The sequence below is a fragment of the Jeongeupia sp. HS-3 genome, from assembly GCF_015140455.1.
GTDB lineage: Bacteria > Pseudomonadota > Gammaproteobacteria > Burkholderiales > Chitinibacteraceae > Jeongeupia.
On sequence record NZ_AP024094.1, the window covers coordinates 1,394,694 to 1,418,146 of the forward strand.

The 23,453-nt window shown below is 61.8% G+C and carries 24 protein-coding genes and 1 tRNA gene; 19 read left to right on the plus strand and 6 right to left on the minus strand.

Annotated features, from left to right (window positions below; translation table 11 throughout):
* Positions 1 to 63: 63 nt before the first annotated feature.
* Positions 64 to 369 carry a c-type cytochrome gene (locus JLC71_RS06470; protein WP_200917932.1) on the minus strand — a complete coding sequence of 102 codons (306 nt, stop codon included), beginning with the start codon at positions 367 to 369 and terminating at the stop codon, positions 64 to 66.
* Positions 370 to 547: 178 nt separating this feature from the next.
* On the opposite strand from JLC71_RS06470, the gene egtB reads away from it, so the two are divergent.
* The 4 genes from egtB (at position 548) to JLC71_RS06490 (ending at position 5,773) form a co-directional block, all read left to right on the plus strand.
* On the plus strand, positions 548 to 1,768 hold the full coding sequence (gene egtB, locus JLC71_RS06475) for an ergothioneine biosynthesis protein EgtB (RefSeq protein WP_200917933.1): 1,221 nt from the start codon (positions 548 to 550) through the stop codon (positions 1,766 to 1,768).
* A gap of 13 nt (positions 1,769 to 1,781) precedes the next feature.
* Complete coding sequence (gene egtD / locus JLC71_RS06480; protein WP_200917934.1) at positions 1,782 to 2,771, plus strand: L-histidine N(alpha)-methyltransferase; 990 nt, start codon at positions 1,782 to 1,784, stop codon at positions 2,769 to 2,771.
* A gap of 44 nt (positions 2,772 to 2,815) precedes the next feature.
* Positions 2,816 to 4,225, plus strand: a complete 1,410-nt coding sequence (cysG, locus tag JLC71_RS06485; protein ID WP_200917935.1) for a siroheme synthase CysG — start codon at positions 2,816 to 2,818, stop codon at positions 4,223 to 4,225.
* A 261-nt stretch (positions 4,226 to 4,486) separates the two neighbouring features.
* Positions 4,487 to 5,773, plus strand: coding sequence for an MHYT domain-containing protein (locus JLC71_RS06490; protein ID WP_200917936.1), 1,287 nt, complete (start codon positions 4,487 to 4,489; stop codon positions 5,771 to 5,773).
* 262 nt (positions 5,774 to 6,035) lie between these two features.
* Here JLC71_RS06490 and JLC71_RS06495 read toward each other — a convergent pair.
* Positions 6,036 to 6,112, minus strand: a tRNA-Arg gene (locus JLC71_RS06495).
* Between the two features lie 150 nt (positions 6,113 to 6,262).
* Between JLC71_RS06495 and JLC71_RS06500 the strand changes: the two genes are divergently transcribed.
* From JLC71_RS06500 to JLC71_RS06510, 3 genes are all read left to right on the plus strand, one after another.
* Positions 6,263 to 7,012, plus strand: a complete 750-nt coding sequence (locus JLC71_RS06500; RefSeq protein WP_200917937.1) for a c-type cytochrome — start codon at positions 6,263 to 6,265, stop codon at positions 7,010 to 7,012.
* 66 nt (positions 7,013 to 7,078) lie between these two features.
* Positions 7,079 to 7,558 carry a GNAT family N-acetyltransferase gene (locus JLC71_RS06505; protein WP_200917938.1) on the plus strand — a complete coding sequence of 160 codons (480 nt, stop codon included), beginning with the start codon at positions 7,079 to 7,081 and terminating at the stop codon, positions 7,556 to 7,558.
* Positions 7,559 to 7,635: 77 nt separating this feature from the next.
* The gene (locus JLC71_RS06510) at positions 7,636 to 7,956 is read left to right on the plus strand and encodes a DMT family transporter (protein WP_200917939.1); all 321 of its coding nucleotides are present in this window, start codon (positions 7,636 to 7,638) and stop codon (positions 7,954 to 7,956) included.
* 48 nt (positions 7,957 to 8,004) lie between these two features.
* On the opposite strand, the gene JLC71_RS06515 is transcribed toward JLC71_RS06510, so the two are convergent.
* On the minus strand, positions 8,005 to 8,823 hold the full coding sequence (locus JLC71_RS06515) for a dienelactone hydrolase family protein (protein WP_200917940.1): 819 nt from the start codon (positions 8,821 to 8,823) through the stop codon (positions 8,005 to 8,007).
* An 88-nt stretch (positions 8,824 to 8,911) separates the two neighbouring features.
* Entirely contained in the window at positions 8,912 to 10,369 is a 1,458-nt protein-coding gene (locus JLC71_RS06520) for an aminoacyl-histidine dipeptidase (RefSeq protein WP_200917941.1), read from the minus strand.
* A 143-nt stretch (positions 10,370 to 10,512) separates the two neighbouring features.
* Between JLC71_RS06520 and JLC71_RS06525 the strand changes: the two genes are divergently transcribed.
* Genes JLC71_RS06525 through amaB form a run of 3 tightly spaced genes read left to right on the plus strand, consistent with a single transcriptional unit; the run spans position 10,513 to position 14,036 of the window.
* Positions 10,513 to 11,322 carry a DUF1338 domain-containing protein gene (locus tag JLC71_RS06525; RefSeq protein WP_200917942.1) on the plus strand — a complete coding sequence of 270 codons (810 nt, stop codon included), beginning with the start codon at positions 10,513 to 10,515 and terminating at the stop codon, positions 11,320 to 11,322.
* Positions 11,319 to 12,443 (plus strand): saccharopine dehydrogenase family protein, encoded by a 1,125-nt coding sequence (locus JLC71_RS06530; protein ID WP_200917943.1) that lies wholly within the window; start codon positions 11,319 to 11,321, stop codon positions 12,441 to 12,443. The genes JLC71_RS06525 and JLC71_RS06530 overlap by 4 nt, the downstream gene beginning before the upstream one ends.
* A 30-nt stretch (positions 12,444 to 12,473) precedes the next feature.
* The gene (amaB, locus tag JLC71_RS06535; protein WP_200917944.1) at positions 12,474 to 14,036 is read left to right on the plus strand and encodes an L-piperidine-6-carboxylate dehydrogenase; all 1,563 of its coding nucleotides are present in this window, start codon (positions 12,474 to 12,476) and stop codon (positions 14,034 to 14,036) included.
* Between the two features lie 60 nt (positions 14,037 to 14,096).
* Here amaB and JLC71_RS06540 read toward each other — a convergent pair whose 3' ends face one another.
* A complete protein-coding gene (locus JLC71_RS06540; RefSeq protein WP_200917945.1) occupies positions 14,097 to 14,627 on the minus strand; it encodes a DUF4124 domain-containing protein in 531 nt (176 codons plus the stop codon).
* On the opposite strand from JLC71_RS06540, the gene JLC71_RS06545 reads away from it, so the two are divergent.
* The 8 genes from JLC71_RS06545 to JLC71_RS06580 all read left to right on the plus strand — a co-directional run bounded on the left by JLC71_RS06545 (position 14,626) and on the right by JLC71_RS06580 (position 22,125).
* Entirely contained in the window at positions 14,626 to 15,300 is a 675-nt protein-coding gene (locus JLC71_RS06545) for an SDR family oxidoreductase (RefSeq protein ID WP_200917946.1), read from the plus strand. The two genes, JLC71_RS06540 and JLC71_RS06545, sit on opposite strands and share 2 nt — an antisense overlap.
* A gap of 180 nt (positions 15,301 to 15,480) precedes the next feature.
* Positions 15,481 to 16,197 (plus strand): rhodoquinone biosynthesis methyltransferase RquA, encoded by a 717-nt coding sequence (rquA, locus tag JLC71_RS06550; protein ID WP_200917947.1) that lies wholly within the window; start codon positions 15,481 to 15,483, stop codon positions 16,195 to 16,197.
* 212 nt (positions 16,198 to 16,409) lie between these two features.
* Complete coding sequence (locus tag JLC71_RS06555; RefSeq protein WP_200917948.1) at positions 16,410 to 18,020, plus strand: DEAD/DEAH box helicase; 1,611 nt, start codon at positions 16,410 to 16,412, stop codon at positions 18,018 to 18,020.
* 20 nt (positions 18,021 to 18,040) lie between these two features.
* Positions 18,041 to 18,520 carry an SRPBCC family protein gene (locus JLC71_RS06560; protein ID WP_200917949.1) on the plus strand — a complete coding sequence of 160 codons (480 nt, stop codon included), beginning with the start codon at positions 18,041 to 18,043 and terminating at the stop codon, positions 18,518 to 18,520.
* A gap of 168 nt (positions 18,521 to 18,688) precedes the next feature.
* Positions 18,689 to 19,273: an acetate uptake transporter gene (locus JLC71_RS06565; protein WP_236251010.1), complete on the plus strand. Its 585-nt coding sequence runs from the start codon at positions 18,689 to 18,691 to the stop codon at positions 19,271 to 19,273.
* A 110-nt stretch (positions 19,274 to 19,383) separates the two neighbouring features.
* The gene (rarD, locus tag JLC71_RS06570; protein ID WP_200917950.1) at positions 19,384 to 20,256 is read left to right on the plus strand and encodes an EamA family transporter RarD; all 873 of its coding nucleotides are present in this window, start codon (positions 19,384 to 19,386) and stop codon (positions 20,254 to 20,256) included.
* Positions 20,257 to 20,308: 52 nt separating this feature from the next.
* The gene (locus JLC71_RS06575; protein WP_200917951.1) at positions 20,309 to 20,920 is read left to right on the plus strand and encodes a putative pterin-binding protein; all 612 of its coding nucleotides are present in this window, start codon (positions 20,309 to 20,311) and stop codon (positions 20,918 to 20,920) included.
* Positions 20,875 to 22,125 (plus strand): GGDEF domain-containing protein, encoded by a 1,251-nt coding sequence (locus tag JLC71_RS06580; RefSeq protein ID WP_200917952.1) that lies wholly within the window; start codon positions 20,875 to 20,877, stop codon positions 22,123 to 22,125. Before JLC71_RS06575 ends, JLC71_RS06580 begins: the two co-directional genes overlap by 46 nt.
* On the opposite strand, the gene JLC71_RS06585 is transcribed toward JLC71_RS06580, so the two are convergent.
* Positions 22,080 to 22,850: an HAD-IIA family hydrolase gene (locus JLC71_RS06585; protein ID WP_236251011.1), complete on the minus strand. Its 771-nt coding sequence runs from the start codon at positions 22,848 to 22,850 to the stop codon at positions 22,080 to 22,082. The genes JLC71_RS06580 and JLC71_RS06585 overlap by 46 nt on opposite strands.
* Positions 22,851 to 22,973: 123 nt before the next feature.
* Here JLC71_RS06585 and JLC71_RS06590 point away from each other — a divergent pair, with 123 nt between their 5' ends.
* Complete coding sequence (locus JLC71_RS06590) at positions 22,974 to 23,450, plus strand: DUF3429 domain-containing protein (RefSeq protein WP_200917953.1); 477 nt, start codon at positions 22,974 to 22,976, stop codon at positions 23,448 to 23,450.
* Positions 23,451 to 23,453: the final 3 nt, after the last annotated feature.

The following is a 23,453-nucleotide window of genomic DNA, read 5'->3' on the forward strand; positions in this document are numbered from 1 at the left end:
CTGTCGTGAAAAAAGCCGCCTTGAAAGGCGGCTTTTTCTTTGGAACTCGGGCTGGCGATCGGTTTATTTCTGCGACAGGATCCAGCTCGCCAGCTGCTGCGCTTCGGCCTCGGAGACCGCGGCTGGCGGCATCACCATCGTGCCCCACACGCCCGAACCACCCTTGCGGATCTTTGCGGCCAGCTTTGCTGGCGCGCTCTTGTCGCCACGATATTTATCGGCCACCTGCTTGAAACCGGGGCCAACGATTTTCTGGCTCATGCTGTGACAGGCCATGCAGCCCTTGCTGTTCGCCAACTGCTGCGGCGTCAGCGCCCATACCGGTGCGGCGGCGACAAACGCAAGGCAGGCAAGAAAACGAAGTGGCATGGCAGCCTCCGGATATCAAAGTGCGACCTTAGCATACCCAATGGATTTGGCATGCGAGGTCAGATCAAGGCTTGCCATCCCAAGACCCGATCAGGCAGGCAACCGTCCCGCCGGCATTGCTGGCGAGCGCTGGCCGGCTTGGCTATGTTGGGACATCCATGCAGCAGGAAGCTATGGGATGAATGCACCACGCAAGCCAGACGATGATTACTGTCCGGCCAACACCGCAGCACATTGGCTGGCACGCTATCGACGAATCCGCGCCGATACCGAGGCGCTGGCCGCGGGCTTGTCGCCGGAAGACCAGACGGTACAGTCGATGCCGGACGCCAGCCCGAGCAAATGGCACCGCGCGCATGTCAGCTGGTTCTTTGAACAGTTTCTGCTACAGCCGCTGCTGCCCGGCTACCGCTGTTTTGATCCGCGTTACGCCTTCCTGTTCAACTCGTATTACGTTTCGATCGGCCCACGTTACGAACGAGTGCAACGCGGCTTGATTACCCGGCCATCGGCCGCCGAAGTCAGCGATTACCGCAACCATGTTGATACCGCCGTCACCCGTTTGCTTGAACAGGCGACGCCGGCCCAGTTAAACGATATCGCCCCGATTCTCGAACTCGGCCTGCAGCACGAACAGCAACATCAGGAGCTGATCTGTACCGATATCCTGCATGCGCTCTCGCACAACCCGCTGCACCCGGCCGTGGCACCGGGCTGGGCCTGGCCGACGCTCCCGGTGCATACCACCGGAACGGTCGACATCCAGGCCGGCGCCTACGCCATCGGCCATGCCGACGAACGCTTTGCCTTCGATAACGAAACCCCAAGGCACACCGTCTGGCTGCAGCAGACACATCTGGCAACACGGCTGGTCAGCAATGCCGACTGGCTGGCCTTTATCGCCGATGGTGGCTACGCCACGCCGGGCTTATGGCTCTCCGATGGCTGGGCTCACGCCAGACAACAAGCATGGCTCGCACCGCTATATTGGCGGCAGATCGATGGCGTATGGCTCAGCCTCACCCTAGCCGGCTTGCGCGAGATCGACCCAAGACTGCCGGCCTGTCACATCAGCTATTACGAAGCCGACGCCTTTGCCCGCTGGGCCGGGCAAAGGCTGCCTACCGAAACCGAATGGGAAGTCGCGGCAAGCGGCGGCGAGCTGAAAGACGCCTTCGGCCATGTCTGGCAATGGACCAGCAGCGCCTACGCCCCTTACCCCGGCTACCGGCCGCTGGCCGGTTCGCTCGGCGAATACAACGGCAAGTTCATGGTCAACCAGCTGGTGCTGCGCGGCAGTGCGTGCATCACGCCCGACAGCCATTCGCGCCTCAGCTATCGCAACTTTTTCTACCCCCATCAACGCTGGCAGTTCAGCGGATTGCGCTTGGCCCACTGAGCAAGGAGCCCCCATGAACGACGATCATGCTGGATTCATGGCCGATGTCATCACCGGCCTGAGCGCAACCCCCAAGCGCTTGCCACCCAAGTATTTCTACGATGCCGCCGGTTCGGCACTGTTTCTCGATATCACCCGCCTTGACGAGTATTACGTCACCCGTACCGAGCTGGCCATTCTGCAAACCCATGCCAGCGACATTGCCAGCCATATCCCGGCCGGATCGGCGCTGGTCGAATTCGGCAGTGGTGCCAGCACCAAGATTCGCACCCTGCTCAACGCGTTGCCGCAGCTGGCTGCCTACGTGCCGGTCGACATTTCAACCGAACTGCTGGCGCAAGAAGCCGCCGAGTTAAGCCGGGATTTCCCAGGCCTGCCGATTTACCCCATCGCCGTGGACTTCACGACCGACTTCCGCTTGCCAAGTACGCTGGAAAACCACCCCAAGGCCGGCTTTTTCCCCGGCTCAACCATCGGCAATTTTGAACCCAGAGAAGCGCAGCATTTTCTCGCCTGCGCCGCGCATACGCTTGGTGCTGGCGCCATATTCATCGTTGGCGTCGATCTGGAAAAATCGCCTGAAACACTGCACGCCGCCTACAACGATGCGGTCGGGATCACCGCGCGTTTCAATCTCAACATGCTGACACGGATGCAGCGCGAGCTCGGCGCCACGCTTGATCCGCATGGCTTTCGTCACCATGCGTTTTACAACGAGATCGAGCGCCGGATTGAAATGCATCTGGTCGCCAACGGCGCACAGACCATACGCGTCAACGGCAACGCGTTCGAATTCGCCAACGGTGAAAGCATCCATACCGAAAACAGCTACAAGTACACGCAAGCGCGGTTTGCCGATCTGGCCCGTAGCGCGGGCTGGGATATCGAAGCCAGCTGGACGGATTCGCAGCAGCATATGTCCATTCAGGCGCTGCGCTGTCGCCGTGGCGAATCGATGTCGGAGCGCCCTGATCATGCAAAATTGCATCCGCCTCCGGACTGAAAGTCCTTAAAATCAATTCCCTCCTCCTTTTTCGCTCCCCACACATGGATTACTTTCCGCTGTTTCTCGACCTCAAGCGTCAACCCTGTTTGATTGTCGGTGGCGGTGAAGTTGCGCTGCGCAAAGCCACTCTCTTGAAAGCGGCCGGCGCGGCGCTATCGGTCGTCTCGCCCGATCTGCTGCCGCAGCTGGCGCAGTGGCGCGATGCCGGCGAGCTGCGCCACCATGCGCGCACCTTCAGCCGCGACGACGTTGCCGGCATGCGCTTGGTGATTGCAGCCACCGACGACGAGCAGGTCAACGCTCAGGTACACGCCGAATGCGAAGCACGCGGCGTGCTGGTGAATGTGGTGGATACGCCGGAGAAATGCCGCTTCATCGTCCCGTCGATTGTCGATCGCTCGCCGCTAATGGTCGCGATTTCGACCGGCGGCACCGCGCCGGTACTGGCGCGGCAGTTACGTGCACGCATCGAAGCCACGCTGCCACACGGTTACGGCGTACTGGCCAGACTGGCTGGCCGCTTGCGCGACCGGGTCAAGGCCCGCTTCACCGACGAGCGCGCCCGCCGACGCTTCTGGGAAACCGCGCTTGATGGCTCCGCAGCGGAAAAAGCCCTCGCCGGCAACGAAGCCGGTGCGCTGGCCGAGCTGGAACACCGCCTGACGCTGGCCGATGACGCTACGCTGGGCCGCGGCGCCGTCTACCTTGTTGGTGCCGGCCCCGGCAATCCGGATTTGCTGACCTTCCGCGCACTCAGGTTGATGCAGCAGACCGATGTCGTGCTGTACGACAACCTCGTCGCCCCGGCGATTCTGGCACTGGTGCGCCGCGATGCCGAACGCATCTATGTCGGCAAGAAATCCAACAACCACGCCTTGCCGCAGGAAGAAATCAACAAGCTGCTGGTGAAGCTGGCGCAGGAAGGCAAGGCGGTGCTGCGACTCAAGGGCGGCGACCCGTTCATCTTCGGCCGCGGTGGCGAGGAAATCGAAGAACTGGCGGCCAATGGCGTCGACTTCGAAGTGGTTCCCGGGATCACCTCGGCCTCCGGTGCGTCGTGCTATGCCGGCATCCCGCTCACCCACCGCGACCACGCGCAGTCGGTGACCTTCGTGACCGGCCACCGTCGTGGCGATGAAATCGAACTCGACTGGCCACGCCTGACCAGCCCGTCCGAAACCGTGGTGATCTACATGGGTGTGAAACAAGCGCCACGTATCTGTGAACAACTGATCGCTCATGGTCGCGCCGCCGATACGCCCGCAGCCATCATTGAAAAAGCCACCACGGCCGAACAGTGTGTCATCACCGGTACGCTGGCCACCCTGCCCGCGCTGATCGAGCAACACGGCATCAAACCACCAGCGCTGATCATCGTTGGCTCGGTGGTCACGTTGCATGACAAGCTGGCCTGGCAGCAGCCGGCCGTACCGGCAGACAGCACCGGCTGAACCGCAGGCACAAAAACCACACATCCGTGTTGGCCAGGCCGACTTGTTCAACCGCAGCGGGCATGGATCAATCACTTCAGCATGCCATCAAATGACCATTCATCGCTCTGGTGATGAATGGTCATTTTTTCGTGCCTTTCCTTGTGCTGCAGCTTGAAAGCCACCCCAGCATCACCACTTGTCGCAACAATTCTTTCTGCGATTGAAATGTTTCAAATCCAGTTTATAAGGAATATCTAATACGACACCGAGAGGTTCGCCATGTCCGGAAGCTACGATCTGTTCCTTGTGCTTGTGTCCTATCTGGTCGCCACGCTGGCCGCCTATACCGCGCTTGACCTGGCCGGGCGCATTACCGCTTCCAGCCGCTTGCGCGCCAGTCAATGGTTGCTGGGTGGCTCGGTCGCGATGGGTACCGGTATCTGGGCCATGCACTTCACCGGCATGATGGCGTTCGAACTCCCCATCGCCGTGACCTATAGCCCGCTGCTGACGCTGTTTTCGTGGATTGCGGCCATCGTCGTCTCGATGTTGGCGCTCTGGGTCGTCAGCCAGGCCGCGCTGGGTCATCGCACCATTGCCTGGGGTGCCCTCTTGATGGGCGCAGGGATCTGCACTATGCACTACACCGGCATGGCGGCGATGCAGGTCGCGCCGGGCATCGATTACGACCCGCTGCTTTTTGCCGCATCCGTCCTTATTGCCGTCTCCGCCTCAGCCGTCGCACTGGTCATCGCCTTTCTCTTGCGGGGCCATGATTCGCAACGCTTCAGCAAACCCCGGCTGATCGCTGCGCTGGTCATGGGCTTCGCCATTGTCGGTATGCATTACACCGGCATGGCCGCGGCGCAATTTGCCGCCCTGACGGTCTGCTCGACGCAAAGCGGGTTATCGGGCAACTGGGGTGGCCTGCCGCTGGCCAGCGTCACCGCCGTCATCCTGATGGGCACGCTGATGTTGTCGCGCGCAGACGCGCAGGCAACTGCCAGAGCCGCGCGGCAACAGCGGCAACAGGCCGAGGCAGAGCGTCTCTATCAATTGACCTATATCGATGCCGAAACCCATCTGCCGAACCGGACACTGCTCAAAGACACCCTGCTGCATCTGACCACCAGCGATGGCGCGACCCAGCAGCGTTTTGCACTGGCACTGATCGAAATCAACGGCTGCGACGCGCTACTGGCAAAGCTGGGCCGGCAATACGAAGCCGTACTGATTCAGGCCGCGGCACTCCGCTTGCAGAACGCAATCCCGAAGCAGGATCTGCTTGTTCGCTGGGGGCAGCATGCATTTGGTGTGCTCTCGCAAATCACCACCGATAGCACGCAGTTGCGCGCCCAACTCATTGCCGCGCTCGCACCACCACTGCAACTGGCAAACCGGCATATCGAACTGGATGTCACCGTGCATTGCTGCACGCATCCGGAGGATGGACTGAGCCCGCACGTATTGATCAGCAAGCTGCGTCACCCGCCCCACCGCGCCACTGCGACACCCACCGTCGCCACAGGCCAATACGTCACCGGCAGGCTGGCTGGCGAAGCCTGATCCGACTCTCGCTACGCCAACGCCCACGATCGGACGCATATCCCCGTTCACCATCGCCAGGCCGGACCCACTCCTGCCCTGCAAGATCGCCGCATCATCCTGTGCCGATACCCATAGTACACGCGACATGACCGCACCCATTTGCGGTCATGCTCAGGTGGAAGGGAAATCATCACGCTTTCTAAAGAAAAGTAGCGGCGCTCGAGAGCAGGAATGACAAAGGGCTACAGTTCAGGAAACTGTAGCCCTTTGCTTTTACAATTGGTGCGCCCGACAGGGATCGAACCTGTGACCTTCAGCTTCGGAAACTGACACTCTATCCAACTGAGCTACGGACGCGGTATTGAGGGGGCCGATCATAGCGCGTAGCTGCCAGCGCGTCTACACGCAGCTTTCTGGCCGCCGCCTTTGCCGGTATAATTGCCGCCACAAAAATAGTTATCTAGCAGTTCCACAAACAAGACTTCAAAATTGCATAGGGATAGCAGCATGAGCGGCTCCAACGCATCTGCGGCAAAAAGCGTCGTCGGTCTGATTCTGACCGCGATCGTCGGTATTCCGGTATTCATTTACCTCGTGGTCAAACTGTTCACCTCGGGTAGCGGCATCGATCTTGGCAGCACGACGATGACCACCGAAGCGGTCGCAGCGCGGATGCAGCCGGTCGGTAGCGTCATGTTGGTCGATAGCGCTCCGCCGGGCCAACGTGGCGGCAAGTCGGTTTATGACGCCATCTGTAGCTCCTGTCATGCCACCGGCCTGACGAATTCACCGAAGTTCGGCGATGCCGGTACTTGGGCCCCACGCATCAGCAAGGGCTTTGAAACGCTGTGGACACACGCGATCAATGGCTTCAATGCCATGCCGGCCAAGGGTGGCTCGCCTGATCTGACCGACGATGAAGTGAAGCGTGCCGTTGCCTATATGGCCAATGCCGCCGGCGCCAAGTTTGTCGAACCGCCGGTTGCTGGCGCAGGGGCTGGTGGTGCGGTGGATCCGGCGACCAAGGGCAAGGAAATCTACGGTTCGCTTTGTATCACCTGCCACGGCACTGGCGTTGCTGGTGCGCCGAAGCTCGGCGACAAGGCCGCTTGGGCACCGCGACTGAAGGAAGGTGCCGATGCGGCTGTTGCCATCGGGATCAAAGGCCTGAACGCGATGCCACCCAAGGGCGGCTACAGCGGCTCCGATGAGGAGTTCAAGGCCGCCGCGATGTATATGATCGGCCAAGCGAAGTAAAGGTAACTACCAGTTGATAAAACGGGCGGCCGATAAGCCGCCCGTTTTGCATTTTTGGAGTTTGAAATGACTTTTTCCATCCGCACCGCCCGCCGCGATGACGTGGGCAACATTCTGGCGATGATCCGTGAACTGGCCGAATTCGAAGCGCTAGCCCATCTCGTCAGCGCGACCGAGGACAAGCTCGCCGCCGATCTGTTTGGCGACCATCCCGCCTGCGAATGCATCGTCGGCGAGATCGGCGGCGAAACCGTTTCCTTCGCACTGTTCTTCCATAACTACTCGACCTTCCTGGCGCGGCGCGGCCTGTACCTGGAAGACCTGTATGTCCGCCCCGCTGCACGCGGTCAGGGCTACGCCAAGGCGATGATGGTGCACCTGGCCCGGCTGGCGCGCGAACGCGATTGCGGCCGCTTCGAGTGGAGCGTGCTCGACTGGAATGCCAACGCCATCTCGTTCTACGAAGCTATCGGTGCGACCGTGCTGCCGGACTGGCGTGTCTGCCGCGTCACCGGCGCGGCGCTCGACGTCCTCGCCGAACGCTGAATCCCTTTGTCGCCCGCCTCTCTTTCGGGTTTCCGAGGCGGGCCGATTCGATCCGAGCCCGTATGATTGGAGTTTTCATGGTCAGCTATTGGCTTGTGCTCGGCGTTGCCGTTTTCAGCGAAATTGTCTGGGCGCTCTCGCTCAAATATGTGCAACTGCACCCCAGCCCGTGGATTATCGGCGGTTCGGTGGGGCTGTCATTTCTGAATATGGCGCTGCTGTCGTTTGCGATGAAAGGCATTCCGGCCGGCACCGCCTACGCGATCTGGACCGGGCTGGGCGCCGTGGGCGTCACCATCGGCGGCATCATCTGGTTTGGTGATCCGCTCGGCGCCGTACGGATCTTCTTCCTCGGCTTGATCGTCGCCGGTGTTTTCGGCCTGAAGATGGCATCGTAAATTGCGCAAAAAGCCGGCATCGCCGGCTTTTTTGTTGCACCCCAGACCTTAGACACCGTGCTGCTTGAACCAGGACAGCATCTTCTTCCACCCGTCGCGCGCCGCCGCCTCGTTGTAACTCGGCCGGTAATCGGCGTTGAAGCCGTGCCCGGCGTCCGGATAGACAATAATATCCACTGGCACCTTTGCCGCCTTGATCGCCACGCGCATCTGCGCGATCGATTCCGCCGTAATGCCCTTGTCCTGCCCACCGTACAAACCCAGTACCGGCACCTTGATCGCGGCGGCGACGTCGAGCGGCTGCCTTGGCGTGTTGGCCGAGGCGACCCCGACCAGCCGGCCGTACCAGGCAACCGCGGCCTTGAGCGCAGGGTTGCGTGCCGCGTACAGCCAGACGATGCGCCCGCCCCAGCAAAAACCGGTGATGGCCATCCGTTTGGCATCGGCACCGTTCTGCGCAGCCCAAGCCAGCGTGGCATCGAGATCGTCCAGCACCTGCGCATCGGGCACGCTCATCACCAGCTTCATCAACTGATCGACTTCGGGGTATTTGCGCGGATCGCCCTGGCGAAAGTACAGCTCGGGCGCGATGGCCAGATAGCCTTGCTTGGCCAGACGTCGGCACAACGCCTGAATATGCTCGTGGACACCAAAAATTTCCTGCACCACGATCACCGTCGGCAGCGGCGTGGTCACGCCCGCCGGTTGCGCCCGATACGCCGGCAGGCTCGCGCCGGCCAGCGGAATCTGCACCACTCCGGCAAGCAGACCGTTGGAGTCGGTCGGGATCGTCGTCGCCGCCACCGGCCTGACCGCCAGGGCAAAACCGGCGGCGAGGGTGCCGGAAAGAAAAACGCGCCGGGACATACCGTCCGGCGCGTGATCTGAAGAACGAAAGGAATCGGTCACGGCTTACTCCGGGCAAACGTTGCTACCCAGCATAGGCCGAGATTGTTCAGGCCGTCGGTGCCGCAGCGATCGCCGCCTTGAGCAAGGTCCAGAACTTGTCCACCGATTCGATCTCGACCCGCTCGTCCGGAGAATGCGCGCCGCGTATCGTCGGCCCGAACGAAACCATATCCATATCCGGGTACTTGGCCGCGATCAGGCCGCACTCCAGCCCTGCATGGATCACCTCCACCGCCAGCTCGCCACCAAACTGCTGCTGGTAAACGCGCTTGAGCAATGCCAATGCCGGCGACGCGGTATCGGGTGCCCAGCCCGGGTACTCGCCACTCTCGATCACCACCGCACCGGCCAGCCGGCCGAGCGCGCGCAGCTTGCGCTTGATGTCGGAGAGGCCATAGCCATTGAGCGAACGAGCCATCGAAACAGCCTCGAAGCCGTGCACTGCATCAATGCGCACCACGCCCAGATTGGCCGACGTTTCCACTACGCCGTCGATATCCGGGCTCCAGCGCAACACACCATGGTGCGCGGCCACCAGCAGCTCCATCGAGGTGCGACTGCACACCTCGTTCAGCGCATCTGCCGCCTTGGTCGGTGTGACCACGAGCCGGATGTTCGGCTCAACCTGCTTCAGTCGTTTTTCCAGCCCGGTCCGCCATTGCGACACCAGCTCATCGAGCCAGGGCACGGCGCCCGCCGGCAGCGCCAAGGTCACGAACGCTTCGCGCGGCAGCGCATTGCGCAGCGTACCGCCACGCATCGACACCACATGCGCACCAAAACGTTCGATGGCATCCAGCGCAAGGTGCGCCAGGGCCCGAATCGGTTGGCCATGCTGCTTGTGGATGTCGGCACCGGAATGCCCGCCCTTGAAACCGGTCAGCGCGACTTCGATCGCCACCCAGTCGGCCGGCACGGCCTCCAACCGAATCGCCCGCTTGTAGGTCACATCAACGCCGCCAGCGCAGCCGATATAGCACTGACCCCATTCCTCGGTATCAAGATTGAACAGCAGCTTGCCTTGCAGCCAGCCGGCCTTGAGGCCCTGCACGCCGCTCATGCCGGCTTCTTCGTCGACGGTCAGCAAGACCTCAAGCGGGCCATGCGGAATATCGTCAGCCTCAAGCATCGCCAGCGCCGCAGCAACGCCGATGCCGTTATCGGCGCCGAGTGTCGTCCCGTCGGCATGCATCCAACCGTCCAGCAGTTGCGTACGGATCGGATCCTTGTGGAAATCATGGTCGCGGCCTTCGTTCTGCTGCGTCACCATATCGAGGTGACCTTGCAACACCAGCCCGACGCGATTTTCCATGCCCGGGGTCGCCGGCTTGCGGATCAGCAGGTTGCCGGCATCGTCAATTTCCACGGTCAAACCGCGGCCCAGCGCCCAGTCGCGCAGATGATCGCGTAGCGCGGCCTCGTGCTTGGACGGGCGTGGATAACGGCACAGCGTGGCGAAATGGCGCCACAACGAGGAAGGCTGAAGGTCGGCAACGGCGTTCATGGTTGGCTCGCGAAATTGTCAGGTTCAATTCAGTAACAACCGATAGTAATCCCGTCGATTTAATGCGTCCTGTGATGGATTACCACCACTAACATAATCACCACTGCGCACTATGCTGAAACATCGTCGCAACGGATGCTGCCATGTCGACCGCAGCCTTCTTCGCCGCCCTCTGGGACGACTACATATCGATCGCACCACAATCGGCGCAAGTGCGCGCGCTGTTTGCTGCCGACAACCCGGCGATCGTCAACGATCACGTTGCCTTTCGTACCTTCGACACCGGCCCGCTACGTTTATCGAAGCTCGAAGCCTTGCTGTTCGGGCTCGGTTACCGACGCCACGCGCCCTACGCCTTTGCCGACAAACACCTGTCGGCCTGGGGCTATGTACCGGCCGACCCGAACGATCCGCTGGTGTTTCTCTCCGAGCTGCACGTGCACGAACTCTCGACGGCGGCACAGGCCATCCTCGCGCCACTGCTCGCCGCGATCGACCCGCACATGGGGGCCTCGCCGGAGGTGTTCAGCGCCGGCCGGCTCTGGCCGGCAATCAGCTACAGCGACTACCGCACGCTGGCGGCCGAGAGCGAATACGCCGGCTGGCTGGCCGCGCTCGGGCTGCATGCCAATCATTTCACCGTCGCCGTGCATCGGCTGAAAACACCGACAACCCTGGAAGCCGTCGTCGAGCGCGTTCGCGCGGCCGGCTTCGCCATCAACGATATCGGCGGCGAGATCAAGGGCACGCCGGCCGAACTGCTCGAACAGGCCGCCACCCTCGCCGACCGCCAACCGGTGACGTTCGCCGGTGGCGAAAGCCATATCGTGCCGACCTGTTATTACGAGTTCGCCCGCCGCTATCCGGATGTCGACGGCCGACTTTATCAAGGCTTTGTCGCCGCCAGCGCCAACCGCATTTTTGAGTCAACCGACCGGGGTGCAGGATCATGAAGCGCGTGCTTGTCGTCGGCGCCGGCAAAATCGGCGCCAGCATCGCCAAGCTACTGGTTCATAGCGGCGACTACGAGGTCACGCTGGTCGACCGGGATGCCGCGGCACTGCAACGTGTCGCCGCGCGCGCACCGCTCACCACCCACCAGCTCAAGGCCAGCGATGCCGCCGAGCTGGCCGCTTGTCTCAAGGGCCAAGCCGCGGTGCTGTCGGCAGCCAGCTTCGACGCCAACCCCGCCATCGCGCGTGCTGCGCTGGCAGCCGGTGCCAGCTATTTCGATCTGACCGAAGATGTCGCGACCACCCGCAAGATCCGCCGCCTCGCCGCACAGGCGGCACCGCGACAAGTCTTCATGCCGCAATGCGGCCTGGCGCCGGGCTTCATCGGCATCCTCGCCGCCGAGCTCGCCCGCCGCTTCGACACGCTCGATACGGTGAAGATGCGCGTCGGCGCGCTGCCGCAATATCCGAACAACCAGATCATGTACAACCTGACCTGGTCGACCGATGGCTTGATCAACGAATACTGCAATCCCTGCGAAGCCGTGGTCGACGGTCACAGCACCGAAGTGCTCGCGCTCGAAGGGCTTGAGCACTTCGCGCTCGACGGGCTCGAATACGAGGCATTCAATACCTCCGGCGGCTTGGGCACGCTGTGCGAAACACTGGCCGGCCACGTACAGACGCTCAACTACAAAACCGTGCGTTACACCGGCCACCGCTATCTGATGGATTTTCTGGTCAACGGCCTGCGTCTGGGTGCCAGCCGTGCCGGACGCCGCCATTTGAAAGCCATGCTGGAAAACGCCATCCCGATCACCTTGCAGGACGTCGTGCTCATCTTCGTCTCGGTGTCCGGCCAGATCGACGGCCAGTTCCGCCAGATCACCGACGCTCGCAAGATTTACCACCGCGAGCTCTTCGGCGAAGCCTGGAGCGCCATTCAGCTCACCACGGCAGCGAGCGCCTGCGCGGTACTCGATCTGCATTTCGAAGGTCAACTCACCCCGGATGCGCACGGCTTCATTGCCCAAGAGCAGGTGCCGCTCGCCGACTTCCTCGAAAACCGGTTCGGGCGCTATTACGCCATCGACCGCTATGCCGAGGAAATACCCATCTGACGCCCAACCCGGCGCCACACAGAGGTCATCATGTACACGCTTTCCGATCTGATCGCCCCATTGGGGCTGGCCCGCTGGCAGCAGGCCGATTGCTGGCCGGGCGCCATCATCGACGGCATCGCCCACTATCCGTCGAGCCCGTCGCAGGCACTGCATTGCCCGATCGATGGGGCCTCACACGGTGATTTGTTGCCGGCCAGCGCGGTCGAGGTCAAAGCCTCGGTCGGCTGCGCGTCGGTCGCGTTCGAGGCTTGGCGCTGCGTACCGGCACCGCGCCGTGGCGAACTGGTCAGACACATCGGCGAGGCGGTGCGCGCGCGCAAGCGTGTACTGGCGCAGCTGATCACGCTGGAAACCGGCAAGATCGCCAGCGAAGCCGAGGGCGAAGTACAGGAATGGATCGACATCTGCGACTACGCGCTCGGGCTGTCGCGGCAGCTGTACGGGCTGACGATCGCCAGCGAACGACCGCAGCATCGCCTGCTCGAGCAATGGCATCCGCTTGGCGTGGTCGGCGTGATCAGCGCCTTCAATTTCCCGATCGCGGTCTGGGCCTGGAACGCGATGCTGGCGCTGGTGTGCGGCAATGCGGTGGTCTGGAAACCGTCGGAGAAAACCCCGCTGACCGCGCTGGCCGCTACCGCGCTGGTGCTCGATACGCTGCGGGACTTTGCCGACGCGCCGGCCGGGCTGGTGCAACTGGTGCAGGGCAATGCCAGTGTCGGCCTGCATCTGGCCCGCGATCCGCATGTCACGCTGGTCTCGGCCACCGGCTCGGTCACCATGGGTCGCGCGGTCGCGCAGGCCGTTGCGGCCCGGCTCGGTCGCAGCCTGCTCGAACTGGGCGGCAACAATGCCGCCATCGTCACGCCCAATGCCGATCTTGAACTGGCGGCGCGCGCCATCGTGTTTGCCGCCGCCGGCACCTGCGGCCAGCGCTGCACCAGCCTGCGCCGACTGCTGGTGCACGAGGAGGTCGCCGATGCCTTGCAGGAAAAACTGGTCACGGCCTATCAGCACCTGAGCGTCGGCGACCCTCGCCAGCCCACCACGCTGATCGGCCCGCTGATCGACGCCGCCGCGCTGGCGCGCATGCAGGCAGTGCTGATCCAGGCACACAAGGAAGGTGGCCACCTGCTCTGCGGCGGTTCGCCGGTACGCGCGGGCGGCCATGTTCCCGCCGGCGGCCATTACGTGCATCCGGCCTTGCTGGCCATGCCCGAGCAGACCGATGTGGTGCATGAAGAAACCTTTGCGCCCATCCTTTACCTGATGCGCTATGAGCGACTGGACGACGCCATCGCGCTCAACAACGCCGTGTCCCAAGGACTATCGAGCGCCATCTTCACCACCGACTTGCGCGAAGCTGGCGTCTTTATCGGCCCGGCCGGGTCTGATTGCGGGCTGGCCAATGTCAACGTCGGCACTTCCGGCGCCGAGATCGGCGGCGCTTTCGGTGGTGAAAAGAACACCGGCGGCGGGCGCGAATCGGGCTCGGATGCGTGGAAAAACTACATGCGCCGCGCCACCAATACGCTCAACGACGGCAATGCGTTGCCGCTGGCGCAAGGCATCCGCTTCGGCCCGGCCTAGCGGTGCCGACCTGCGGCCTCATCGCCGATCGCTGCGCACAGGCATGGCGCATCCATTCATTCAGCGATGCGGCCGGCCAAGCGGCAGCGGTGACGGGTTCGTGCCGGGCGACTCCGGCTTGTGCGGTGGATGCGGTGGATGCGGCGGTTTGGGTGGTCGCGGATACGGTGGCCTTGGGTGCGGCACATAAGGCCAGCCGTAGCCCCCCACATTGCCCGGACTGCAAAAATAAGGATCGTAGTCCGGATTGTCGGCACTGCAACTCTCGGTGATCGGTGCATCAGGGTCGGGCCGCTTCGCGCGAGCTTGCGGCTCCGGCGCCGGTGTCGCGGGCAATGCTGGCGGCTCAACTTTCGGCGTTAGTGGCGGCAACTTCGGCGCAGGCACCACCGAAAAAGTGCCCTTGTCGCCCGACAGACGCACGCCACCCGGACAAGGTATCTGGGTATACATCACCGCACCCTTGTCATCCCGGCATTTGTAGACCTCTTCAGCCTGCGCCATCGCAGCCACGAACAGCATGCTCACCTTGCACAGCCGGGCGACGCGGCGCAAGCTCGCGCTTTTGCCGCAATGATCGACGTTGTCCATGTCCAAAACCCTTTTTGTCACCGGTGCCAGTCGGGGCATCGGCCGTGAAATCGCCAAACAGTATCTCGCCATCGGTTGGCGCGTTTTTGCCACCTGCCGCAATCCGGCCGACCTGGCCGATCTGGCCAGCCACGGCGCACTCACCGTGTTGACGCTCGATGTCACCGACTGGGATGCGGTGGCGACCCTGGCATCGCAATTGGGCGGCGCCAGAGTCGATCTGCTTATCAATAACGCTGGCACCTACGGCGGCGTGATGCAAGGCCTGGGTAATACCGACGTCGCCACCTGGCTGGCCACCTTGGCGACCAATGCCATCGCACCGGTCAAAGTGGTCGAAGCATTGCTGGCCAGTTTGGCGGCGAATGCAGTGATCATCAACATCTCGAGCAAGATGGGCAGCATGAGCGACAACGGCAGCGGTGGCGACTATCACTACCGCAGCGCCAAGGCTGCACTCAATGCCGCCACCGTCAGCATGGCGCGGGATCTGGCGGGCCGGCACTGCTGCGTGGCCTTGCACCCGGGCTGGGTACAGACCGATATGGGCGGCGCGTACGCGCTGGTCGATACCGCAAGCTCGGTGACGGGCATGCGCGAGGTCATCGCGGGCCTGCAAGCAGCCGATACCGGCCGCTTCATCAGCTTTGATGGCCGTAGTCTTCCCTGGTAAGCCAAGCAAGCATTCCCGTGCCGGCGCGATCGCCATAGATCATCCGGACGATTGCACCTGACTTGGTGATGTTGTACCAGCGCCGCCACTACAGATGGCAAAACTTGGTTTAGCGCAAAGAGATAATGCGAATGACAAGCCATTCTCGTTCAGGAGATGACCACCGAGCGAGCATGCGCGATGACCACGCAAACCCTGTCCCCTCCCCGCAAAACCGGCCCCGCCTACGACGGCGTACCCGATTATCTGGTCGACGTGTACGACTGGGCTTACGTCAACCCGGATCAGGTCGACCGACTCGATCACAACCTGGTCGTAAAAACACTGCTGTTCTGCAATGACCAGCGGCTGATGCGCGCCTACCTGAACGAAATCGAACCGGGCTCGCGGGTCTGGCAGGTCGCCCACGTCTACGGCGATCTGGTCGTCCGCGTCGCCGACAAGGTCGGCGCTAAGGGCGCATTCGACCTCACCGACATCACCCCGGCACAGGTTGCGCACGGCGAAGCCAAACTGGCGGCAAAGCCTTGGGCCAACGTCATCCGCGCCGACGCCGCAACACATGCCCCGGACGTACCCTACGATCTGATCTGCAGCTTTTTTCTGCTGCATGAAGTGCCGGACGACAAGAAACGCGAGATCGTCGACAACATGCTGGCGCAGCTACCCAAGGGCGGCAAGGTGGTCTTCGTCGACTATCACCGTCCGTCGATGTGGCAGCCGATCCGCTGGATACTCAAGGCCGTCAACGCCTGGCTCGAACCCTTCGCCTATGCGCTGTGGCAGAACGAGATCAGCCACTACGCCAGCAAGGCCGATGATTTCAGCTGGGACAAACGCACCTATTTTGGCGGCGTTTACCAGTGCGTGATCGTGCGCCACAAGACGACCGGATAAATTCCCACCTACCGACCGGCGACAAGCCACTGGCATTGTCGCCGGTCTGTCGTATAATGCGAGTCCGTTTAAAGCGGTCCGATGCAATGACCCGGTGCTAAGCCGGCATGTGACCGCCCCTGTTGTCGTTCCAGTCCGAACCAACCCAAACACCTGATCTGCCGCAGACTGGCGCCCGAGAAAGGCGGTCGGCCGATCACACCGGATAGTCTATGACCTTCGCTTCCCTTGGCTTGAGTGACGTACTCGTTCGTGCCGTGCATGATGCCGGCTACAACGAGCCGACCCCGATCCAGACCCAGGCCATTCCCGCCATTCTCAATGGCGGCGACCTGCTTGCCGGCGCCCAGACGGGCACGGGCAAAACCGCAGGGTTCCTGCTCCCCATCCTTGAACGGCTGGCGCAAAACCCGACCGACCACGGCAAAATCCGTGTACTGATCCTGACCCCGACGCGCGAACTTGCCGCGCAAGTCGAGGAAAGCGTTCGCGTGTACGGCAAGTACAGCGACGTCAAATCGCTGGTGGTATTCGGCGGCGTCAGCATCAATCCGCAGATCAAGGCGCTCAAAGGCAAGATCGACATCTTGGTCGCCACGCCGGGTCGGCTGCTTGATCACGCGTCGCAAAAGACCGTGAACCTGTCGCACATCGATACGCTGGTGCTCGACGAAGCCGACCGCATGCTCGACATGGGCTTCATCCACGACATCAAGAAAGTGCTGGCGATGCTGCCGGCCAAGCGCCAGAACCTGCTGTTCTCGGCAACGTTCTCGGATGACATCAAGGCGCTGGCCGACAAGCTGCTGGATAACCCGGCACTGATCGAAGTGGCCCGCCGCAATGCCACCGCCGAAACCATTTCGCAAAAAATTTATCCGGTTGACCGCGACAAGAAACGCCAGCTCCTGGCGCATCTGATCAAGGAAAACAACTGGTTCCAGGTGCTGGTATTCACCCGCACCAAGCACGGTGCCAACCGTCTGGCCGAACAGCTCGACAAGGATGGCATCAGCTCGCTGGCGATCCACGGCAACAAGAGCCAGAGCGCCCGCACCCGTGCGCTGACCGAGTTCAAGGCCGGCACGCTGCAAGTGCTGTGCGCGACCGACATCGCCGCGCGCGGCATCGACATCGACGAGTTGCCACACGTGGTCAACTACGAGCTGCCGAACGTGCCGGAAGACTACGTCCACCGCATCGGCCGTACCGGTCGTGCCGGCGCCGAAGGCGAGGCGATTTCGCTGGTGTGTATCGACGAGCACAAGCTGCTCGCCGACATCGAACGCCTGATCAAGCGCGAAATCCCCCGCGAAATCGTCGTCGGTTTCGAGCCTGATCCGAATGCCAAGCCGGAACCGATCCTGCAAGGCCGTCGTGGCCAGCAACAACAGCAGCCGCGTCGTGGCCGTGAAGGCGGTAATGCCGGCGGCGGTCAACGCGGTGGCCAGCAACGCCAGCCGCGTGCCGAGGGCGAGGCCGAACGCCAGCCACGTCGCCAGCAACCGCAAGGCGGCAGCGGCGAGCAACAAGGCAAGCCACGTCCGCAAGGCCAGGGCGGCAAGCCGCGCAGCGGTGGTCAGGGTCAGGGTCAGGGCGCACGCCAGGGTCAGGGTCAGGGACAAAAACGTCAGGGTGGACAAGGCCAAGGCCAGGCCGACGGCAACCGCAGCCCACGCGGCAATAGCCAAGGACAGAAACGCCAGGACAGCGGTGACAATTCGCGCTGGGATCATCAACAGCCGGCGTCGAATGAAAATACCCCAATCGCCGCCCTGTTCTCGAGCCCGCGCCGTCATGGTGGCGGCGGTCGTCACCACTAAACCGGCGGGGACGCTCCAGCATGCGTTTTGAGCACCTGATCGAAGTCAACAATGCGGCCAGCCCGGCCGTGGTGGCGCTGACGATCGAGCAACTCTGGCGCGGCCTGATGCTGCGGGTCGAACACCCGCAGCGTTTTCTCGAGCATATCGATACCGTCGCCGTGCTTGAGCGTGGTGACGACTGGTTGCTGCGGGAAATCAGCTTCGGGCCGATGACCGTGCGCGACCGGATCACGCTCGAACCGCATACCGGTATCCATTTTGAGACCGAAGCCAACGCGCAGCATCAGGGTGGTTCGTTGACGATCTCGATTGAGTCGCCGGAAGAAGGTCATCTCTTCCTGCGCTTTGTCTACGACACCCCGGTTCCCGAGCAAGAACTCAATGCCGGCGACGATGCCGCCGACTACGCCGCTTACCTCAAGGCGGCCTACCAGCAGATGGACATCGAGATGATGCGGCAGTTGCGTGAGTGGACGATTCTTGGTCAACTAGGTTGACTTGGTTTTATTGCCGCCCCAATCGTTGACTTACCGCAATCGGCCGCGTTGATCGCACCGACATAATTCGCTCGAACCCGAAAGGCCTGCCTGCATCCCAACGGCAGGCCCTTTGCTATTCCCCATTTGTATTCAAATATTCAAGAAGACCCTAAGCAAAGGAAACACATGTCGGACGCCCAAATCATCCTGGTCAAGGATCAGACCGCCAATCCCGCGCCGCTCGGCCTGCTGGGCTTTGGCATGACCACCGTACTACTCAACTTCGCCAATGTCGGCTGGATTTCGCTCGGCAGCATGATTCTGGCGATGGGGATTTTCTACGGTGGCCTGATCCAGCTGATCGCCGGCGTGATGGAATGGAAAAAGGGCAATACCTTCGGCACCGTCGCGTTCACATCCTACGGCGCATTCTGGCTGTCGCTGGTCGCACTGCTGGTGCTGCCCAAGCTCGGCTGGGCCGACGCGCAGGATAGTAAGGGCATGGCCGGCTACATGCTGATGTGGGGGATTTTCACCTTCTGCATGTTCTGCGGCACGCTGCGCGCCAGCATCGCCACCCGCGTGGTATTCGGCTCGCTGACCGTGCTGTTCTTCCTGCTCGCCGCCACCGACTTCACCGGCAACCCGGCCATCGGCCACTGGGCCGGCGTTGTCGGTATCTTCTGCGGTGCTTCGGCGATTTACACCGCCGTCGCTGAAATCCTCAATGAGGTTTACGGCCGCAAGGTGCTGCCGCTCGGCGGCCACTAAGCACGTCGCACTCGCTTTACAGACTGCACCGGCCCAAACCGGCGCAGTCTGTACACGTCGCATCCTCGCGCACTGGCATAAACTGAACGGCCATTTCCGCGCAGACTCCCATGCAAATCGGCATCCTCTACGCAACGCTGGCCTTCCTGATCTGGGGGCTGCTGCCGATCTATCTCAAATCGCTGGTCGGGATCGATGCGGGTGAGATTCTGCTGCATCGCATGGTCTGGTCGCTGGTTTTTCTTGGCTTGATTCTCGCCTGGCGCCGCCAATGGGCCTGGTTAAGCAATCTGCGGCATCAGCCCAGGCTGATTGCCGGCTTCATGCTCTCGGCACTGCTGCTGAGCGCCAACTGGTTCACCTATATCTGGGCGGTACAAGCCGGCCGGGTTATCGACGCCAGTCTGGGCTATTACATCAATCCACTGGTGAATGTGCTGTTCGGCGTACTGTTCCTGCGCGAGCGTTTGCGGCCCGGTCAGTGGGCCGCGATTGCCGTTGCCGCCGCCGGCGTGCTCTGGCTGACACTGCAAACCGGCCAGCTGCCATGGATTGCCCTGCTCCTTGCGGTGACCTTCGGCACTTATGGCCTCTTGCGCAAAACCGCGATGCTGGGCGCGCTCGAAGGTTTGTCGCTCGAAACACTATTGCTGTTTCCATTCGCCGGCGGCGCGCTGCTGTGGCTGATCGGTAGCGGACAATCGGGCTTCACCATTGCAACCCCGAGCATCCAGCTATTGTGCATGCTCGCCGGGCCAATCACGGCGATTCCGCTGCTGCTGTTTGCCGCCGGTGCCCGGCGCATTCCGCTCTCGCTCCTTGGCATCCTGCAGTACACCGGCCCAACGGTGCAGCTGCTGCTCGGCATCTGGCTCTGGCACGAGCCATTTGGCAGCGCCCGCTTGATTGGCTTTGCGCTGATCTGGCTGGCGATTGTCCTCTATACGCTCGAAGGGCTCTGGGCCCGGCAACGGCGTGACTGACGGCCCGCCGCCTGTCAGAATCACCCTTGCGTCGCGAGAACCGTACTAAATTTTGAAAGTTGAAATACCTATTTCATGCAAACGAAATAATATTCAATCTTTCAAATACATTGCACGATCATCCATGCGCCTCTGCCCGCAGACCCGACCACATTGCCCTGCATACCGCGTCGCGCTCCTGCTGGCGTTTGGCTGCGTACCGATCACGCAAGCTGCCACGCTTGAAGCCGATCCACAGCGCTGGCCGCTGCCTTCGCGGGCATCTCCGGTACTACGCATAGATACCGGCCGGCAGAGCCACCAGATCACCCTTGCCGAGCTTGAATCGTTGCCGCATTACAAGGTCAGGCTCAAGCTGATCTGGGGTGAGCGCGGCACTTTTCAGGGTGTAAAACTGAACGATGTATTGCGCCGCTACGGGCTGGAAAACAGCCGCAAACTGCGCTTTTCCGCTTCAGACCGATACACCATCGAGATTGATGCGGTGGAATGGCGCCGCCGTGACGCTTTGATTGCAACGCGCTTTGAATCCAGTGAAATCACCGTCAGGCAAAAAGGGCCGCTGCGCCTGCTGTGGCCCGATGAAGCAGATGCACTCGGTACGACTCGGGGAATGTTATGGATCTGGAATCTGACCTCGATCAACCCGGTCACGGTCGAATAAGCCGCTTCTGGTACCGCTATCGCGCCAGCCTGGCGCTGTCCGGCATGCTGTTCATCACCGGCATGGCGCTGGTGGCCGGCGCGGCGTCGATCTTCAGCGGCATGCAGCGTAGCTTCGACAACCCTTCCAGCACGGTCGTGTATCACAGCGCCAGATTATCCACCGTGTGGGAGCGGCTCAACTCGCTGGCCGAGCGGCGCATGCTGGGGATGGTCAATGAAACGGATATGTCGCTTCAGACGGCCGGAGATATGTTGCTATTGCAACTGGATATCGTGGAAAGCAGTTATCGCCAGGCGATGCTCTCGCCCCGGCACCTGGAACGCCTGATTCAGCACCGCCAGAACCTCGCCGTGACGCTCGCACAGCTGCATGCGTCGATCAAGGAAAGCGATCGCGATGGCGAACTTCAGCACCGCACGCGGGCGCTCCTTGACGAAGGTGGGCAGCTCGTCAATCTGATCGCGCTGGAAACCAGTAGCGCCGTGACCAAATCCGATGACATGCGGCGCAATCTGCTGGTTGAAACCGGGAATGTCACACTGCTGCTGCTGACCGGGCTGGTAACGCTGGGAGCGATACTCGCCGGCGGACTGATCGTCGTGTCCAGCCAGCGACGCGAGCTGAAATTGCTGGCGATGACGGATGGACTGACCGGGCTCGCCAACCGGCGGGTTTTCATGCAGCAGATGGAAGCCGAACACCTTCGGGCCCAGCGCTACGACCTGCCACTGGCACTGATCCTCGTCGATCTGGATTACTTCAAGGCAGTGAACGATAACTGGGGGCATCCCGCCGGTGACGCGGTTCTGAAGGCCGTCGCGACCACCTTGCAAACGCTGTCACGGGAGGCCGATCTGGTCGCGCGGATCGGTGGTGAGGAATTCGCCATCCTCACACCAGGCACGACACTCGCCGCAGCGACCGATGCAGCGACGCGTTACTGCGAAGCCATCGCGGCGCTGGTCATCCAGCATGGCAAGCACACACTCGGCATCACCGCGTCTTTCGGCGTCGCGGCGCCGACGGAGGAGGATCGTTCAGCCGCGGCGACTTTCGGCCAAGCCGATGCGGCGCTGTATCGCGCCAAGCATAGCGGCCGAAATAGGGTAATCGCGGCACCGATCCTGTCGCTTACACCCGAGCTGGGCGGCGCTATTTACAGTGCATCGAGCGAGATTTCGCCAATGTCCTGGAAAACATAATCGGGCTTGTACGGGAAGTCATTGAGCATCTCCTTCGTGGTCCCCCCCGAAAGCACCAGCGCGGTTTTCATCCCTGCTTCCAGCCCGCCGACGATATCGGTATCCATGCGGTCGCCGATCATCAGCGCCTCTTCCGGATGCAGGCCCAGCTTGCGCGACGCCAGCATCATCATCAGCGCATTGGGCTTGCCGACAATATAGGGTTGCTTGCCGGTGGCGGCTGCAATGGCGGCCAGGATGGTGCCGGCGGCGGGCTCGTAGCCGCCCTCGATCGGATCGATCATGTCCGGGTTGGTGCCGATGAACTTGGCGCCGCCGTCGATCAAACGCACCGCCTTTTTCAGCTGCTCAAAGGAAAAACTCGTCGTCTTGCTCACCACGACGTAATCCGGGTGCGATTCGGAAATCGAAAAGCCGACGTTATAGAGCTCGTTGATCAGGCCACCGCCACCCAGCACAAACACCGTGGCGTGCTCTTTTTGCTGCTTGAGGAACATGGCCGTCGCCATGGCGCTGGTAATGAAATTATCTTCGGTCAGCCCGACGATGCCCAAGTGCTGCAATTTCAACTTGAGGTCGAGCGGCGTCTGTTCGGCGTTGTTGGTCAGAAACAGGAATGGCGTTTTTGCATCAAGCAGCCGTTTCACGAAGGCGGGCGCCCCCGGGATCAGCTGCTTACCACGGTAAATCACCCCATCCATATCGCTAATGATGCCCTTAATCATGCCTGTCCCCCTCATCTGAACTGACGCTCATCGTACCGTGCTGCCACCCTGGTCGGGACGCCGTGAACCACTACCGTTGCGGCAACTCAAACAACGATCGGCATCACGCCGCTGGAGATGATCATGCTTCTGCCGCTCCACGCTCACCTGCGCCCGGATGAGCACATTCCACTGCCGGCGCTGGTACTCGGTATCGCCGGGCTGATTCCTTTCATCGCCTTCGCCGCGTTGAGCCTGAGCGCAGATCCTTTGACACGCTTTCATGCGCTGACTACCTACCTCGCCTATTCGGCCAGCGTGCTCAGTTTTCTCGGCGGCCTGCACTGGGCATTGGGGCTGGAACCCGATTTGAGCGATAGCGAACGCTGGTTGCGAATGAGCTGGGCAGCGCTGCCGCCGCTGATCGCCTGGGCAGCCGTGCTTGCCCCCTGGCGCATTGGCATCTGGCTGTTGCTGGCGATGTTTGTTGCCCAGTATGGCGCCGATCACCTGCTTAACCGCGCCGATCCGGATCACTATCCCAACTGGTTCATGCGTCTGCGCTTCGGCCTGACCGTGGTTGTGCTGTTCACCGGCTTGCTGGTTTCGGCGCGGATATGAACG

What these genes read in the sequence shown, in the direction of transcription:
- JLC71_RS06520 (WP_200917941.1), bottom strand. Translation starts at nt 10,369, where the DNA reads ATGAACGCCGTTGCCGACCTTCAGCCTTCCTCGTTGTGGCGCCATTTC.
- JLC71_RS06500 (WP_200917937.1), top strand. Translation starts at nt 6,263, where the DNA reads ATGAGCGGCTCCAACGCATCTGCGGCAAAAAGCGTCGTCGGTCTGATT.
- rarD (WP_200917950.1), top strand. Translation starts at nt 19,384, where the DNA reads ATGCAAATCGGCATCCTCTACGCAACGCTGGCCTTCCTGATCTGGGGG.
- JLC71_RS06585 (WP_236251011.1), bottom strand. Translation starts at nt 22,850, where the DNA reads ATGATTAAGGGCATCATTAGCGATATGGATGGGGTGATTTACCGTGGT.
- JLC71_RS06525 (WP_200917942.1), top strand. Translation starts at nt 10,513, where the DNA reads ATGTCGACCGCAGCCTTCTTCGCCGCCCTCTGGGACGACTACATATCG.
- JLC71_RS06580 (WP_200917952.1), top strand. Translation starts at nt 20,875, where the DNA reads ATGGATCTGGAATCTGACCTCGATCAACCCGGTCACGGTCGAATAAGC.
- JLC71_RS06510 (WP_200917939.1), top strand. Translation starts at nt 7,636, where the DNA reads ATGGTCAGCTATTGGCTTGTGCTCGGCGTTGCCGTTTTCAGCGAAATT.
- amaB (WP_200917944.1), top strand. Translation starts at nt 12,474, where the DNA reads ATGTACACGCTTTCCGATCTGATCGCCCCATTGGGGCTGGCCCGCTGG.
- JLC71_RS06540 (WP_200917945.1), bottom strand. Translation starts at nt 14,627, where the DNA reads ATGGACAACGTCGATCATTGCGGCAAAAGCGCGAGCTTGCGCCGCGTC.
- JLC71_RS06545 (WP_200917946.1), top strand. Translation starts at nt 14,626, where the DNA reads ATGTCCAAAACCCTTTTTGTCACCGGTGCCAGTCGGGGCATCGGCCGT.
- JLC71_RS06470 (WP_200917932.1), bottom strand. Translation starts at nt 369, where the DNA reads ATGCCACTTCGTTTTCTTGCCTGCCTTGCGTTTGTCGCCGCCGCACCG.
- JLC71_RS06505 (WP_200917938.1), top strand. Translation starts at nt 7,079, where the DNA reads ATGACTTTTTCCATCCGCACCGCCCGCCGCGATGACGTGGGCAACATT.
- egtD (WP_200917934.1), top strand. Translation starts at nt 1,782, where the DNA reads ATGAACGACGATCATGCTGGATTCATGGCCGATGTCATCACCGGCCTG.
- JLC71_RS06565 (WP_236251010.1), top strand. Translation starts at nt 18,689, where the DNA reads ATGTCGGACGCCCAAATCATCCTGGTCAAGGATCAGACCGCCAATCCC.
- rquA (WP_200917947.1), top strand. Translation starts at nt 15,481, where the DNA reads ATGACCACGCAAACCCTGTCCCCTCCCCGCAAAACCGGCCCCGCCTAC.
- egtB (WP_200917933.1), top strand. Translation starts at nt 548, where the DNA reads ATGAATGCACCACGCAAGCCAGACGATGATTACTGTCCGGCCAACACC.
- JLC71_RS06560 (WP_200917949.1), top strand. Translation starts at nt 18,041, where the DNA reads ATGCGTTTTGAGCACCTGATCGAAGTCAACAATGCGGCCAGCCCGGCC.
- JLC71_RS06590 (WP_200917953.1), top strand. Translation starts at nt 22,974, where the DNA reads ATGCTTCTGCCGCTCCACGCTCACCTGCGCCCGGATGAGCACATTCCA.
- JLC71_RS06530 (WP_200917943.1), top strand. Translation starts at nt 11,319, where the DNA reads ATGAAGCGCGTGCTTGTCGTCGGCGCCGGCAAAATCGGCGCCAGCATC.
- JLC71_RS06555 (WP_200917948.1), top strand. Translation starts at nt 16,410, where the DNA reads ATGACCTTCGCTTCCCTTGGCTTGAGTGACGTACTCGTTCGTGCCGTG.
- JLC71_RS06490 (WP_200917936.1), top strand. Translation starts at nt 4,487, where the DNA reads ATGTCCGGAAGCTACGATCTGTTCCTTGTGCTTGTGTCCTATCTGGTC.
- JLC71_RS06515 (WP_200917940.1), bottom strand. Translation starts at nt 8,823, where the DNA reads ATGTCCCGGCGCGTTTTTCTTTCCGGCACCCTCGCCGCCGGTTTTGCC.
- cysG (WP_200917935.1), top strand. Translation starts at nt 2,816, where the DNA reads ATGGATTACTTTCCGCTGTTTCTCGACCTCAAGCGTCAACCCTGTTTG.